Source organism: Paenimyroides aestuarii (genome assembly GCF_024628805.1).
GTDB lineage: Bacteria > Bacteroidota > Bacteroidia > Flavobacteriales > Flavobacteriaceae > Flavobacterium > Flavobacterium aestuarii_A.
The window spans coordinates 1,130,015-1,146,226 of record NZ_CP102382.1 but is presented as its reverse complement, the minus strand read 5'-3'; the positions used below and the strand labels follow the sequence as shown (position 1 = coordinate 1,146,226).

Annotated in this window: 14 protein-coding genes and 1 pseudogene; 12 read left to right on the top strand and 3 right to left on the bottom strand. The window is 36.0% G+C overall.

Annotation, left to right across the window (positions count from 1 at the left end; genetic code table 11):
• Positions 1-7: 7 nt before the first annotated feature.
• Positions 8-394, top strand: a complete 387-nt coding sequence (locus tag NPX36_RS05440) for a TraR/DksA family transcriptional regulator (RefSeq protein WP_257500401.1) — start codon at positions 8-10, stop codon at positions 392-394.
• A 95-nt stretch (positions 395-489) separates the two neighbouring features.
• A pseudogene (locus NPX36_RS05435) lies at positions 490-2,060 on the top strand (IS1182 family transposase); the annotation flags it as partial.
• Positions 2,061-2,266: 206 nt separating this feature from the next.
• Here NPX36_RS05435 and NPX36_RS05430 read toward each other — a convergent pair.
• The 3 genes from NPX36_RS05430 to NPX36_RS05420 are packed head-to-tail and all read right to left on the bottom strand — an operon-like array spanning position 2,267 to position 4,731.
• Positions 2,267-2,827 (bottom strand): autotransporter outer membrane beta-barrel domain-containing protein, encoded by a 561-nt coding sequence (locus NPX36_RS05430; protein ID WP_257500400.1) that lies wholly within the window; start codon positions 2,825-2,827, stop codon positions 2,267-2,269.
• A 37-nt stretch (positions 2,828-2,864) separates the two neighbouring features.
• Complete coding sequence (locus tag NPX36_RS05425; protein ID WP_257500399.1) at positions 2,865-3,593, bottom strand: metallophosphoesterase; 729 nt, start codon at positions 3,591-3,593, stop codon at positions 2,865-2,867.
• Positions 3,586-4,731, bottom strand: coding sequence for a DUF5929 domain-containing protein (locus tag NPX36_RS05420; RefSeq protein WP_257500398.1), 1,146 nt, complete (start codon positions 4,729-4,731; stop codon positions 3,586-3,588). Before NPX36_RS05420 ends, NPX36_RS05425 begins: the two co-directional genes overlap by 8 nt.
• A gap of 154 nt (positions 4,732-4,885) precedes the next feature.
• Here NPX36_RS05420 and NPX36_RS05415 point away from each other — a divergent pair, with 154 nt between their 5' ends.
• From NPX36_RS05415 to NPX36_RS05370, 10 genes are all read left to right on the top strand, one after another.
• A complete protein-coding gene (locus NPX36_RS05415) occupies positions 4,886-5,890 on the top strand; it encodes an AAA family ATPase (protein ID WP_257500397.1) in 1,005 nt (334 codons plus the stop codon).
• Positions 5,891-5,964: 74 nt separating this feature from the next.
• Positions 5,965-6,828, top strand: coding sequence for a DUF58 domain-containing protein (locus NPX36_RS05410; RefSeq protein ID WP_257500396.1), 864 nt, complete (start codon positions 5,965-5,967; stop codon positions 6,826-6,828).
• A gap of 1 nt (position 6,829) precedes the next feature.
• A complete protein-coding gene (locus tag NPX36_RS05405; RefSeq protein ID WP_257500395.1) occupies positions 6,830-8,431 on the top strand; it encodes a BatD family protein in 1,602 nt (533 codons plus the stop codon).
• The gene (locus NPX36_RS05400) at positions 8,424-9,425 is read left to right on the top strand and encodes a VWA domain-containing protein (RefSeq protein ID WP_257500394.1); all 1,002 of its coding nucleotides are present in this window, start codon (positions 8,424-8,426) and stop codon (positions 9,423-9,425) included. Before NPX36_RS05405 ends, NPX36_RS05400 begins: the two co-directional genes overlap by 8 nt.
• 1 nt (position 9,426) lies before the next feature.
• Positions 9,427-10,461 (top strand): vWA domain-containing protein, encoded by a 1,035-nt coding sequence (locus tag NPX36_RS05395; RefSeq protein WP_257500393.1) that lies wholly within the window; start codon positions 9,427-9,429, stop codon positions 10,459-10,461.
• Positions 10,451-11,269, top strand: coding sequence for a tetratricopeptide repeat protein (locus NPX36_RS05390; protein WP_257500392.1), 819 nt, complete (start codon positions 10,451-10,453; stop codon positions 11,267-11,269). The genes NPX36_RS05395 and NPX36_RS05390 overlap by 11 nt, the downstream gene beginning before the upstream one ends.
• Positions 11,270-11,274: 5 nt before the next feature.
• The gene (locus NPX36_RS05385) at positions 11,275-13,110 is read left to right on the top strand and encodes a BatD family protein (protein ID WP_257500391.1); all 1,836 of its coding nucleotides are present in this window, start codon (positions 11,275-11,277) and stop codon (positions 13,108-13,110) included.
• 1 nt (position 13,111) lies between these two features.
• Positions 13,112-13,870, top strand: a complete 759-nt coding sequence (locus NPX36_RS05380) for a tetratricopeptide repeat protein (protein WP_257500390.1) — start codon at positions 13,112-13,114, stop codon at positions 13,868-13,870.
• A gap of 96 nt (positions 13,871-13,966) precedes the next feature.
• On the top strand, positions 13,967-15,034 hold the full coding sequence (locus tag NPX36_RS05375; RefSeq protein ID WP_257500389.1) for a T9SS type A sorting domain-containing protein: 1,068 nt from the start codon (positions 13,967-13,969) through the stop codon (positions 15,032-15,034).
• Between the two features lie 89 nt (positions 15,035-15,123).
• Positions 15,124-16,191 carry a T9SS type A sorting domain-containing protein gene (locus NPX36_RS05370; RefSeq protein ID WP_257500388.1) on the top strand — a complete coding sequence of 356 codons (1,068 nt, stop codon included), beginning with the start codon at positions 15,124-15,126 and terminating at the stop codon, positions 16,189-16,191.
• Positions 16,192-16,212 lie beyond the last annotated feature (21 nt).

Here is a 16,212-nt window from a genome sequence, read left to right as displayed (position 1 = left end):
ATTAGTTATGGAAAAGGAAAACGTACAAGTTCGATACTCAGATGCTGAATTAGCAGAGTTCAAAGAAATCATCCTTAAAAAGATAGAAAAAGCACAAGCCGATTTAGATTTAATTAAAAGTGCTTATATGAACGATTTAAACAATGGTACCGATGATACATCGCCTACATTTAAAGCGTTTGAAGAAGGCAGCGAAACCTTGTCTAAAGAAGCAAATTCGCAATTGGCTACCCGCCAAGAAAAGTTTTTACGCGATTTGCGAAATGCTTTGGTGCGCATTGAAAACAAAACTTACGGAATTTGCCGTGTAACCGGTAAATTAATCGAAAAAGAGCGTCTTAAATTGGTTCCACATGCCACAATGAGCATGGAAGCTAAGTTGCAGCAACGATAGAAAAAAAGAGGCTGTCCAAAAAGTTTGGGCAGCCCTTTTTTAGTTGTGTTTTCTCTAAAAAATTCGTATTTTAGAGTTGAACAAAAAACCCAACTGTGGCTAAGGTAACATTTAAAAATCAAACAGGCAACTCTCCAGAACTTTTCCCTATCAATATTTTTGATTTGATTCCAGAAGACCACCCCGTTCGGTTGGTGGATTCGGTGGTTAATCAATTGGATATCAGCGATATTACAAATCTTTACTTAGGCGGAGGTTGCTCTGCATATCATCCGAGAATGATGATTAAAGTGTTGTTTTACAGCTATTTGTCCAACGTTTATTCGTGTAGAAAAATCGCCAAAGCCCTTACCGAAAACATCCATTTTATGTACATTTCGGGAAATTCTACCAAATTTTAGAACCATCAACGAATTTAGAGGGAAAATTTTGAAGGAGAAAATCAAAGATTTGTTTGCCGAAGTGGTGAAAATGCTGGTAGAATTGGGCTACATCAGCCTTGATGTTCAGTATATTGACGGCACAAAAATAGAGGCAAAATCCAATAAATACACCTTCGTTTGGCGGGGTTCTGTGGAAAAGTACAAAGAAAAATTAGAAGTTAAAATCAATACGATTCTTTCAGATATTGAAAACAGTATTCAATCAGATAATCAAGAACTTAACAAGGAAGAACTGCCCAAAAAAATCAATTCCGAAGAACTAAAAGAGAAGTTATCTGAATTGAACAAAAAACTAAAAAGAACCTACAAAAAACAGGCAAAAGAGCTACAAAAAACTTCAGATGAGCATCTTCCAAAATTAGAAAAATACGAAAAAGACCTAGAAACTTTAGGCGATAGGAATTCTTACAGCAAAACCGACCCCGACGCTACTTTTATGCGGATGAAGGAAGATCACATGAAAAACGGACAGCTTAAACCGGCTTATAATACGCAGATTTCAACTGAAAATCAGTTTATTACCCACGTTTCCATCCATCAAAAACCGGGGATACCACGACTTTGGAATCGCATCTCGATGGTTTTGAAAATCTCTACGGAAAACAAAGCAAAGAAGTGGTTGCCGATGCAGGATACGGAAGTGAGGAGAATTACGAAATGCTTGAAAATAAAACGTTACAGCGTAATGTGAAGTATAATTATTTTCATGCAGAACAGAAAAAGAAGATGGAAAACAATCCGTTTTTGGTTCAGAATTTATTCTATAACCAAGAACAAGATTTTTACGTTTGTCCGATGGGTCAACGAATGGAAAATGTTGGCAAAGGCAAACGAATATCGAGCAACGGGTACGAATCGCAAGTGTCTTATTATCAAGCTAAAAACTGCAACAATTGTCCGCTTCGAGGGAATGTTTCAATGCAAAAGTAATCGCAGAATAGAAGTCAATCCACCGTTTGAATGAGCTTAAAGAAAGAGCGAGAAATTTATTAACGAGCGAAGAAGGTTTAAAACACCGAAGCAAACGCCCGATAGAAGTAGAAGCTGTCTTTGGTCAACTCAAAAGCAATAATAAATTTAACAGATTTACATTCAAAGGCTTAGAAAAAGTAGAATTAGAGTTTCTACTGATGGCTCTTGGGCATAATTTTAGAAAAATGGTGGCCAAAGAAGCGACTTCTAAGAAAATTGTTGTAAAAACCGCAAAAAGAGGTTCAAAAATGATTTTTGAAATTGAAATTTTCATTTTTAAGCATCAAGAATTTTCTTCAACTAAAAATAATCACCACAATTTTCACTATCAAAAATTAGCCGCATAAAAAAAGACTGCCTTTTTGGACAGCCTCATCTATTTTTAAGCTTTACAAATCAAAAACAAAAAAGCTGTTTTTCATTGGAAAAACAGCTTTTTTTTTATCCATTTTCATTACTAAAATCGGTAACCAATATTGATACCTGCGTTCAATTCAACGCCCATAAACTCATCGGCAACTTCTTGCTTAAAGTTTCTACCAATGTTTACAAATGGTGCTACTGTAAAGGCATCGTTTTTAACCAATTTGTATCCGCCACCTACACCAATAATCAACGAATTCATGTCAACGGTTTGTCTTTGATAAACTCCTTGTGCAATTTCCACATCGTGTTCGTAATCACCAAAACGGTATTTTAAAAACGGTTGTGCATAAAAGCCCGATGCGTGCTCACCTTCTTTTCCACCAAAATAAAAACTATAATTTACAGCAATCGCATTGGTGTTGAATTGTTTAAACTTTCCTTCTTTTTTGTTTTGTCCGTAGTAAGAAAAACGATCGTTAATCAATAAATCGGCACCGATTGACTGATCTTGATCAATAAAATGTTCGTATCCAATTTCAACTGATTGATTTACAATGGTATTAAAAATGTTTAATTCTACTTCGTTTAAAGCTTGTGCTTGCACGCCTAGCGTACTACCCAAAGCACAAACTGCTAATGCTAATCTTTTCATAATCATAATATTTCTGGCAAAGATAACAAATTCGGCATTAATTTCTTCCTTTTTCATTGGGATATAAATCGGTCAGGGCATCGCTTTGCCAATATGCTTTGGTATCCACATTCAAAATAGACAGTTTTCCGGTAAATGCTGCGCCTGTATCCACGTTCCACACATTTGCAAAATTCATGGGAGCCGATGCCCCAAAGCGAATCACGGGTGTGTGCCCCACAAATATTTCTTTGTATAGCCTTAAACGTTGTGGATAGCGCAGATTGTTCGGGCTTAAATTACCATCAACTGCCATGGCTGTTTCCCAAAGCGTGCGATCCCACCAAAACATTCCTCTAAAGTATTCAAATGTAACGCCTTTCAAATGGGTAAAACCGGCATGTATAAACAGCCTGTTTTGGTCATCGATATAATATTCCTTTAATTGCTGCAAAAATGCGATGTGTTTTTCAATAACCCGCAACGAAATATTTTGATAGGCCTGAACGGTAGCTTCGCCACCATGAAAACGCCACAATTCGTTGTCGTCTTCTTTTTTTAACCATTTCAGCAGCATTTCCTCGTGATTTCCTTGCATAAAAACACACGAATACGTTGCCGATAAATCCATCAAAAAATCTAAAACAGCGGGTGTTTCGCTCCATCCATCCACATAATCGCCTAAAAAAATCAACTTATCATTGGTAGTGACATTTGCACGGTTTAAAACCTGTTGCAATGCTTTTAAGCCACCGTGTATATCGCCAATTACAAATGTGTTACTCATTTTGGGTTTCGTATTTTAGCTTACGCAAAATGCGCATTACTTCTTTAAAAGAGGCATACAAAAAAGAGTATTTACTGTTTTTAAATACGCTTTTGTGAGTGATAAGCACCTCTTTGGCATTATTAAAACCGTGAAGATAACACAACATAAACGAATAACAAAGATTTTGCAAATCGTTTTGCTCAATTGTATGTAAGCGTTTGTTGTTTTTTAATTTATTTAAGATGGATGTGTAATAATTGTATAGATGATACAAATGGCGTTTATCAATTTCGGGCGTTTTAAAGATGATTTCCGATGTAATTTGATAGGTCATTGAATCGCTAAAAATAATTTTCTGCACGCTAAAAGGAATGTAGCGGTTGTTTTTACGGAATCCAATTTTCACATATTCTGTTATCACAAATTCATTTTCAGTATAGCTAATGGAAACTTCATCCAATGCCGAATAAAAAATCTTAACCTGTTCATTAATTAATTCAATATCAACTCTAGAAAGATAGGTTTCGCCTTTCTTAACTTTTTCAACTCCCGCCCAGCACACCGTGAAATATTCTTTAAAAACTTGGTACTTTGGTTTCATATCCGGATGTGTTTGAGTCATAAAATACAACACGCTATCAATAGTATTTTTTAAATTGGTGACCGAAACTTTTAAGATACTATCAACAATTTCACTGTTGTTTATTTTAGGCGGAAGATATTCCGGATGCGATATACTGCCAATGCGCGAAAAAGACGCTTCTTCGTAGATCGTATAAATGCGCTTTTTAAAAAAACATTTTCCTTTTTTGGGAAAAATACTCACCAAGCCCACCACCATACCGTTTTCTAAATGTGGAAAAATTACATTTTCATATTGAATTTGCGGCGGATTTTCTAAATAAGCATTAATTAAATTCTGAATATGGCTGTCATCGTAAAAGTCGGTTCCCACAATAAGGCTTTTTTCATCTTCAATTCCAACCAAAATAAATGATAAATTGAACGGATTTGAATTAGAAAGTGAACAAACATTCTTTAAAAATTTGGCTTTTCCTTCTAAAGTGTGTAAGTTTAGCTGTTGCTTCTTATCAAAGAAGCTATTCTCGGCATGATGCGCTAACAAGTTTTTAATTAAAAGCCGTTTATTTATCACAATTGGTAGTTTTATCTTAAAATTATAAAAAGAAAATGATAATTGATACTTAAAACAAATGCCACATGATGTATTTTAACCATTTGTTAACAAGTTAAGCAAATAAATTTTAATCAATTTGTAACTGAAAAAATAATATACACAAAACTAAATAATGGAAGCAACAACAGCCACTACTGACATTCGCTCAATAAACGACAAAATAGAACGTGAAAGCGCGTTTATTGACTTGCTTATTGCCGAAATGAACAAAACAATTGTGGGGCAAAAACACATGATTGATCGCTTACTAATTGGTTTGTTAGGGCAAGGACATATTTTATTGGAAGGTGTTCCCGGATTAGCTAAAACATTAGCAATTAACACCCTTGCCAAGGCGGTTCACGGATCGTTTAGCCGCATTCAGTTTACCCCAGATTTGTTACCTGCCGATGTGGTAGGTACTATGATTTACAACGTAAAAGTTAATGACTTTAGTATAAAAAAAGGACCGGTTTTCGCTAATTTTATTTTGGCCGATGAAATCAACCGTGCGCCTGCAAAAGTGCAATCTGCTTTGTTAGAAGCCATGCAAGAAAAACAAGTTACCATTGGCGATACCACCCATAAACTGCAAAAACCATTTTTGGTAATGGCTACGCAAAACCCAGTGGAACAAGAAGGAACGTACCCGCTGCCAGAAGCACAAATGGACCGTTTTATGTTGAAAACCGTGATTGATTATCCAAAATTAGAAGAAGAACGTTTGGTAATCCGTCAAAATTTAGCAGGAACCGTTCCAACGATTAATCCGGTGGTTAGTTTAGAACAAATCATTCGTGCACAAGAAACGGTGAAAGAGGTTTATATGGATGAAAAAATAGAAAAGTATATTCTAGACATCATCTTTGCAACCCGCTATCCGGAACAATTCAAATTAGAAAGTTTAAAACCTTATATAAGCTACGGTGCATCGCCTCGTGGATCTATCAATTTGGCAACCGCAGCAAAATGTTATGCATTTATCCGCCGCCGCGGTTATGTAATCCCAGAAGATGTACGTGCGGTTGTTTTAGATGTACTGCGCCACAGAATCGGAATTACTTACGAAGCCGAAGCAGACAACATTACAAGTGTGGACATCATTAACAAAATTGTAAACGAAATCGAAGTGCCTTAATATTTTGTTCCAAGTTTAATGTTTCAAGTTAAAGCAACCTGAAACAAAGAAAACTTTAAACCTTAAACAAAGAAATGGAAACAAAAGAAATATTAAAAAAGGTTCGACGCATTGAAATAAAAACCCGAAGGTTAAGCGACCATATTTTTTCGGGCGAATACCACACGTCTTTCAAAGGCAAAGGAATGTCGTTTGCAGAAGTGCGCCAATACCAATATGGCGACGATATCCGTGCGATTGATTGGAATGTTACTGCGCGCTACAATGAACCTTTTGTAAAGGTTTTTGAAGAAGAACGCGAGTTAACACTAATGTTGATGGTGGATATCAGCGGTTCGCAAGACTTTGGTTCAACCGATGATTTTAAACGCGATGTTGTTACCGAAATTGCCGCAACATTAGCTTTTTCGGCAACTACAAATAATGATAAAATTGGTTTGATTTTGTTTTCGGATCAAATTGAACTATTCATTCCACCAAAAAAAGGAAAATCGCACATTTTAAGAATCATTCGCGAGCTGATTCAATTCCAACCCAAAAGCAACAAAACCAATATTTCGCAAGCGTTTGAATATCTTTCTAAAGTATTAAAGAAAAAAGCAATTGTATTTGTTTTGTCTGACTTTATGACGAAAGATTACGAAAAAATTTTGCGCATTGCTGCAAAACGCCACGATATTACAGGTATTAAAGTAACAGACCAGCGCGAAAACGATTTAAACAATGTGGGATATGTTTTAATGCAAGATGCCGAAACAGGCGAAAGTTTATATGTAAACACCGGCGATGCCCAGCTGCGCAAAGCATACCGCGACCATTACCAAGATTTAGAAGATTATTTCACAAAAACATTCACACGCAGTGGTGCCGGGATCATTAAAACGGGTACACACGAAAGTTATGTTAAAAAATTATTGGCTTATTTTAAAGCACGCTAGTATGAACAAAATAGTAGTTACGTTATTGTTTGGTTTTATTGCTTTTGCAGGATTTGCACAAGTAACGGCTAACGTAGATTCTACCCAAATAAAGATAGGTTCAGCGTTTCACCTAACTATTAAGGCAACTGCCAGCGAAAGCAGCAAAGTGGTTTTTCCAAACCAGCAAAATATTGGTCCGTTTGAAGTGTTGGAACAATCGAAAACCGACACGGTAACAAACGGAAATACAATCGAACTTACTAAAAAATACACCTTAACACAATTTGATGCTGGCGAATATGTGGTGCCTCGTTTATCGGTTTATATTGATGAAAAGAACCATCAAACCGATTTGTTCAACATTAAAGTGAACAATGTGCAGGTTGACACCTTGAAGCAACCAATGTACGACATTAAAGCCCAAGTTGGTGGCGAAACCGATACCGATAAGTTGTGGAAATACCTTATTGCGTTGCTGGCGTGTGTGCTTGCTGGCGTTGCCACCTATTTTCTGATTAAATATTTACAAAACAAAAATTTAACCGAAGAAGATCTGTACAGAACACCGCTTGAAAAAGTAAGCAAAAAATTGCAATTGTTAGATTCAAAACGCTTGGTGCTAAATGGTGATGTGAAATCGTATTATTCAGAAATGACCGATGTGATTAGGGATTATATCGAGGAAGTGTTTGAAATTCCTGCAAAAGAATCAACCACATCCGAAGTTATTCAAATGCTTTTTCAAATCATTAATTCCAAAAAAATACAATTGAGCAAAGAAACGGTTCACGATTTAAAACGCGTGTTGCAAACTGCCGATTTGGTGAAATTTGCAAAATCGGAACCTATGATGAGCGAAATTGAACAAGACCGCAAAACTTCCGAAGTGATTTCTGTTTCTATTGATAAAGCCATTCCACGCTTTTCTGAAGAGCAATCACAGCGTGTAAAACTGCGCGAACGCCGTTTCAAAAAACGCAAACAAATGCGTACACTAATTCCTATTGGTGTAACTGTGTTGTTGCTTTTAGTTACGGGAATTGTGTATGTGGCGCAAGCAATTCGCTCGGGTGTAGAATGGAGTGTTTTGGCATCCAACAAAAGTTTGTACAACCGCGAATGGGTCACCTCAGACTATGGTTTTCCAACAGTTATCATAAGTACGCCCGAAGCATTGACCCGCGTACAAATGCCGCAGTCCGATAAAGAAAAACAGCAATCACAAAGCAGCGTATTTGCATATTCAAACCTAAACACGCAACTCATAATTGCTGTAGGAACAACAGCTGTTCAAACCAATGATTCATTAAGTTTAGAACAATTGTTAAAATATAAATTAGAAATTGTTGGCAAACAATACGGCGCAAAAGATATCACCTACAATGCAGAGGAATTTACAGAAAAAGGTGTTCGTGGAATTAGAGGTACGGGAACATTAGTTGCTCAAAACTTTGTGTCGGGCGAAGCCATTAAAATGCAATACGATATGTATGTTTTTGTTCAACCAAATGGCATTCAGGAAGTGGGTATTTTATATAAAGAAGGTGATGAATACGGTGCAAAAATAGATCAACGAGTTATTGAATCCATTCAACTAAATGTAGCAAATCCAAATGAGTAATATAACCTTTTTAAATCCGCACTTTTTCTGGTTGTTATTACTTTTACTGCCATTGGGCTGGTATTGGTTCATCAACAGAAAAAACGAGAAAGTTCCTGTAAAAATCAGCAGTATTCAAGGTTTTAAAAACCAAAAAACACTGCTCACCAAGCTTTATCCGTTGCTTTTTGTATTGCGGGCAGTGGCTTTTGCAGCGCTTGTAGTGGCTTTGGCCCGACCACAAACCATTGACAAAAGCACCAAATCTAAAATTACAAACGGTGTGGATATTGTGTTGGCAACCGATGTTTCAGGGTCGATGCTTTCACGCGATTTAAAACCCAATCGTTTAGAAGCCCTAAAAACAGTAGCTGCCGATTTTATTAAAGACCGCATAGACGATCGTTTGGGAATTGTGGTTTACGCCGCCGAAGCATACACCAAAGCGCCAGTGACCAGCGATAAAAATTTGCTTCTAAATCAATTGGCCGATATTAAATACGACCGCATTATTCAAGACGGAACAGGCATTGGCGTTGGTTTGGCAACAGCCGTAAACAGGTTAAAAGAAAGCAAAGCAAAGAGCAAAGTAGTTATTTTGATGACCGATGGTGTGAACAATTCGGGCTTGATTGATCCGCAAATGGCTGCCGATATTGCCAAAGAATACAAAATTAAAGTTTATACAATTGGTATTGGCACCAACGGTATGGCAGAAACACCCGTGGCAATATTACCGAATGGCGATTTAAAATACGACCGCGTAAAGGTGGAAATTGATGAAGCTTTAATGAAAAGCATCGCTCAAAAAACCGGTGGGAAATATTTCCGGGCTACAGATACCAAACGATTAGAAAATATTTACGACGAAATTAACCAATTAGAAAAAACAAAAATCGATGAGCAAAAGTTTGTACAGCGCACCGAATTGTTTCGTTCGTTGGTGCTTTTAGCGTTGGGATTATTAGTAATAGAATATTTATCAAGAAAAACAATATTTAAAGGATTCGTGTAACATGTGGGGATTAGATACACCTTTTTATTTCTATTTACTGCTATTAATACCCGTATTGATAGCCGTATATGTATGGAATACCATTTGGAAGAAAAAGAAAATTGCCGAATTTGGTTCTGGTAACTATTTAAAACGTTTGGCACCCGAAGCATCAACCACCAGCAAACCGCTGATAAAAATGGTCTTGCTTGCCGTGACGGTATTTGCATTGATTATTGCTTTGGTAAACCCAAAATTTGGAACAAAAATAGAAACCGTGAAACGCCAAGGTGTTGATATTGTTTTTGCAATGGATATTTCAAAAAGCATGTTGGCAGAAGATCTTGCACCATCGCGTTTGGGAAAATCAAAGCAATTGGCATCGCAAATAATAAACAATTTAGCATCAGACCGGATTGGAATTGTAGGTTATGCCGGATCGGCTTTTCCAATGTTGCCCATCACTACCGATTACAGCATGGCAAAAATGTATATACAAGATATGAACACCGAAATGGTTTCAAGTATGGGAACTGCCTTGCGCGAAGCTATTGAAGTGGGAAGTAATTATTTTGATGATCCAAAAACCAGCAAAGTAATGATTTTGATTTCTGATGGAGAAGACCACGGCGAAGGAATCAGCGATGCTGTTGCGATGGCAAAAGATAGAGGTATTAAGATTATTACAATCGGAGTTGGAACACCAGATGGTGGACAAATTCCAATCAAACAAAACGGAAAAATCATTGATTATAAAAAAGATGTGGATGGATCTACCGTGGTTACAAAATTAAACGATGCCACTTTAAAAGAAATTGCTCAAAGCACTGGCGGCGTTTTTATTTATGGAACCAAAACAGATGAGGTGGTGGATTTGGTAGATCAAACCTTGCAAAAAATAGAAAAAACCGATTTTGAATCACAACAAATTGCCGATTTCCAATCACAGTTTCAATGGTTTGTTGGTTTGGCTTTATTGCTGTTGATTATAGATAGTTTGGTATTGGAACGCCGAACCGCATGGGCAAAGAAAATTAATTTATTTAATGAAAAATAACATGAAACACTTTTGGTATGTCATTATGATACAATTGGTTATGCTGAATGTTGTTCAAGCACAATCCTATAAATCGCAATTAGCAGCAGGCAATCAAAGTTTTGGTGTGAAAAATTATACCAAAGCAGAGCAAACCTACCGCAAAGCTTCGGCAAAAGAAAAACAAAACACCGCAGCTTTGTACAATAAAGCAAATAGCATTTACCGCCTACAATCAATGAACGAAGCAGTGGCATCATATCAAACCGCATTAAAATCGGCAAAAACCAAAGAAGAAAAACATCAGATTTTTCATAACATGGGCAATGCCTTTATGAAGTTGAAAGATTACGGAAGTGCGGTTGAAGCTTATAAAAATGCCTTGCGAAACAATCCAAACGACGAAAAAACACGATACAATTATGCGTTAGCGAAGAAAATGCAGAAAGAAAATCCTGATCAGAATAAAGATAATAAAGACAACAAACAAAATCAGGATCAAAACAAAGACAAAAACAAGCAGGATAAAAACGACGATTCAAACAAAGACCAGAAAGATCCAAACAAAAAAGACGATCAAAACAAGGATAAAAAAGACGATAAAGGCGATCAAGATAAAAAAGACCAACAAAACAAAGGCGGAAAAGGCGATCAAGACAAAGAGCAACCAAAGCCCAACCCGCAGCAGCAAAAGCAAAACCAGTCTAAACAGCAAATGGAAAACATTTTAAAGGCTTTAGACGAACATGAAAAAGGCGTTCGCGAACGCATTCAAGGTCGTGAACAAAAAGGCAAACCAGTTACAACACCCACTCAAAAAGATTGGTAAAAACTATGTACGCAAAACACTTCTTATATACGTTTTTAGCTTTATTCACAAGCATAGCTACTTGGGCACAGTTTCAGCTGAAAACCCAAGTGAGTAGTCAGTCTATTGGTATTAATCAAGTGATCGAGGTGCGTTTTGTGATGAACGGTGACGCAGACGATTTTAAACGCCCATCGTTTGAAAATTTCGATGTGGTGGGCGGCCCCATGCAGTCTGTAAGCCATACGTGGGTAAACGGAAAAAGCAGTATGGAGAAAAGCTTTTCGTTTTACGTGCAACCCCAAAAAAAGGGAACTTTAACAATTGGCGCTGCATCGATTGTTTTTGAGGGAAAATTATATAAATCGCAGCCTGTAACTATAAAAGTGGGCGATGCCGTGCAAGAACAACCGCGCCAGCAACAACGCCGCCGCGATCCGTTTGCCATGTTCGATGAAATGGAAGAAGAACTTTTTGGCAGACAACGACAAAGACAACCCCAGCTACCTAAAAACATGGGGCAAGGTATTCATTTAGTTGCAAAACTGTCTAAAAATAGTGCCTATGTAAACGAACCTATCACGGTGGAATACGGTTTATATGTAAGCGATCAAGCCGGATTTAATACCATGTTGGTAAAAGAAATGCCAAAGTATCAAAATTTCTGGAACCACATGATTGAACAAAAACAGCAGCCAATAACTCGGGCAGAATTAAACGGAAAAAGCTATCGCTACATGCCTTTGCAAAAAGCGGTTTTACTGCCTCAAAAAGACGGCACCTTAAAAATCGACCCATTAGTTGTGGAATTAGACGAACAATACTTAACCGGACGCGTTGATGTGTTTGGCACGCCCGAAATTGGTTTAAGAAAAAAAACCTATTCTTCCGGCACAAAAACCATCCAAGTGAAACCTTTGCCTTTAGACAGCCAACCAGCAGGCTTTACAGGTGCAGTAGGTGCTTATAACTTTTCGGTGACAGCCAATAAAACTGCTGTAAAAGCAAATGAACCTTTAGAGCTTACAGTAAGCGTGCAAGGAAAAGGAAATTTAGATTTATTAACCTTACCAAAACCCGTGGCGCCCAATGCGTTGGAATTATATGATCCCGAACAAATCAACCGTGTCAACAAAAGTATATCGGCAGGAATGGAAGGTACTAAAGCCGAAAAATATGTGATTGTGCCGCAATATAAAGGCACATACACCATTGAACCGATTACTTTTTCGTATTTTGATACCGCTTCAAAAACCTATAAAACCAGCACATCGCAACCTATCACCATTGAAGTAACCGAAGGACCCGAACTGCCTACAAACGCTTCACTGAACAACAAAGCAGAAGTGGTAAGCAGCAAAACAGAAATACAACCTTTGAACAAAAATATTGAATGGTTTAACGGACATTTTATTACTCAAGACAAATCGTTTTATGCGTGGTGGTTAGCGCCTTTATTGCTTTTGCCCATTGTGTTTTTAGCTAAAAATGTATCCGACAAAAAAGCAGGTGATGTGCGTGGAAACAAACTAAAAGCGAACAACAAATTGGCTAAAAAATACCTGTCGGCCGCTAAAACCCAAATCGGAAATAAAGAAGCTTTTTATGAAGCCTTGGAACGATGCCTGCACAATTATTTAAAAGCCAGATTGAAAATTGAAACCACCGAAATGAGCAACGATACCATTACTGAATTGTTGCAAAATCATCAAATCAATGCGCAAGATATATCAACCTTTTTATCGATAAAAACCACTTGCGAAATGGCTCGATACGCACAAATGGACATTCAAACCATGCAGAACGATTACGAAGTGGCAGTGCAATTGATCAATTCAATCGATAAACAAATAAAAAAGTGATATGAAACAGTTAATGATGCTTTTTTTTAGTTTTTGCTTTTCATTGGGTATTCACGCTCAAGAAAACAACGATGCGCTTTTGAAACAAGCACTCAATGCTTTTAATGAAAAAGAGTATGCTGCTTCGGCACAAATTTTTGAGAAGCTGGTAAAAATAGATTCTTTAAATGCTGCGTTGCATTACAATTTAGGAACATCTTATCTGCGTATGCAAAATACCGCATTAAGCATTTATCATTTAGAAAAAGCGTTGAAATTGCAACCAGATTACGAAGCCGCACGCATTAATTTGAACTTTGCCGAAAAGCTTAAAACCAAAGTCACAAAAGGCAATTTGCCCATACCGCAGCAACAAATGCTGTACAGCGTTTTTAATTTTTTAAAACCCAATGCGTGGGCTTACCTGGCAATTGCCAGTATGTTTTTAACGGTTATGGTACTTGTGATTTATCGTTTAAACAGCAATGCAACCGCAAAAAAAGCACTTTTTACGTTGAGTATTTTTACTTTGGCAATTAGTATCGGAAGTTATTTTATATCCAAAAACCAATCTGATTATTTGTTGATGCACCACTACGTGATTGTAAAAGATGCCGATGCCGTATTGATGAATGAACCCCGAACAGTTGCCAAGGTTTCAGCTACATTAATCGAAGGTGAAAAAGGATTTATACAAGAAGCCACCAATCAATGGATTAAAATTCAGCTACCAAACGATACCCTTGGATGGATAGAAAAAAATAAAGTTTTGCAGTATTAGCGTTTAATTATCAACCAACTAAAACATATTGTCATCAAAAATTACGCAGTATTTTATGCTTTTTCTTTGTATATTTATACCAATAAAATGGTATTTATGAACAAGAAATTACTTTTTGCCGCAACACTGGCAATGTGCAACAACTTCCTTACCGCACAAGTACTTTATTCTGAAAACTTTGACAACCTTACAGTTGGTGATGTAAGTACTGATCTCACTGGGCAAACACCCGGGCAAGGTAATTGGTACACAATATATGATAATTCTTCACCAAACGCTACCCCTAACTGGTTTCAAATACAAACAGAAGCTAGTAAAGGTAAAGTTATAACGCTTCAATCACCTGCACCACCTATTTTTGGTAACACCGCTTTACAGCAAAGAAATATTGACCAATTAATAAATAACCGTACACAAGGAAACGATGTAATTAAATTTGAAGTGGATTTTTATACAGGTTCACAAAATAATGAAACTATACATAAACGTGTAATGGTTTCTTTAACTAATAATAATAATAATAATATGGCAAGCTCTCGTCAAATTGCTAGTTTTACTTTTATTTCAAATACTGGAGAATTTTACGGTGGGATTAACAACGGAAATAGTGGCATGGCTTACACACAAAAAGTTGTCTTAGGTAAAAACAAACAAGATTTATTCTTATCTTTTAATACTTGGGTTAAATGTATTTTTTATGCTAATTATACAAACAAAAAAATTTATTTCGAAATACCTTCTTTAAATATAGTAGTTATGAACGATTTTTTAAATCTTGATAGTGATCCTAAGCCTCTTAATAAATTCATTCCTAAATCAATTATGATGTTTTCAGATAATAAACAAGTAACCACTACTAATAAATTTGATAACATTATAATAACAGCTTTAAACAGTGTACCTTTAGGTGTAAGCGAATTTTTAGATGATAAGTTTAACATTTTTCCAAACCCAGCTATCGACATTGTACATATTACAAACACGGATCACATTGCAATAGATAAAATTTCGGTTTATGATGTTAGCGGTCAGATTATAAAAGAAGAAAGCTACACTGCCGAAAGCGATATACAGTTAAACGTTGAAAGTTTACAAAGTGGTACTTATTTATTAAAGTTAAAAACCAAACATGGTACAGCTATTAAGAAAATGATAAAGCAATAAACACCAACCAACTAAAACATATTGTCATCAAAAATTACGCAGTATTTTATTGTATATTTATACCATTAACCTATAAAAATGGTATCATTATGAACAAGAAATTACTTTTAGCCGCAACATTTGCAATGTGCAGCAACTTCCTTACCGCACAAGTACTTTATTCTGAAAATTTTGACAACCTTACCATTGGTAATGTAAGTACTGATCTCACTGGACAAACACCTGGTAAAGGTAATTGGTACACAATTACAAGTGGTACAACTGCACCTGCTAACGCTGGTGATTGGTTTCAAATTCAAAACGAAACAAATAAAGGTAAAGTAATTACTATACAATCGGTTCCTTTAAATATAATTAGTGTTTCTTCTATTCAACAACGAAATATTGATGTTTTAATAAATAACAGAACTACTGGTAATAATGTTATAAAATTAGAATTAGATTTTTACACAGGATCTCTAGTCACTAATTCTCCTATACTTCCTAAAATTTTTTTCGGTTTCACTGATAGAAATGATGCTATTTATTCAATAACCAAACCTATAGGATCTCTAAGCTTTCTTGCTGATACAGGTGAATTAGAGGCAAGACATTTATCATCTAATTCATCTATAAAAATTAAAAAGTTAAAACCAAATAATCAACCACTGTTTCTGCCGTTTAATACTTGGGTGAAACTAGCTATTTACTTAGATTATCCTAATAAAAAAATATATTATGAAATACCTTCATTAAACACCATTTATAAAGATGATTTTTTAGAGTTAGATAATGATCCTAATTATTTTACAAAATATACACCTAAGTCAATTCAAGCCTTTAATAATGTAGAAGGAGCTGTAATTGCAACCTATAAATTTGACAATATCAAAATAACCGCATTAAATAATGTACCTTTAAACGTAAGCGAATTTTTAAATGATAAGTTTAACATCTTTCCAAACCCTGCTACCAACATTGTATATATTACAAATACTGATAACATTTTAATAGATAAAATTTTGGTTTATGATGTAAGCGGTAAGTTAGTAAAAGAAGAAATTTACACTACCGAAACCGATATACAGTTAAACGTTGAAAGTTTACATAGTGGTATTTATTTATTAAAATTAGAAACCAAACATGGTACAGCTATTAAGAAAATGATAAAGCAATAAACACCAACCAACTAAAACATA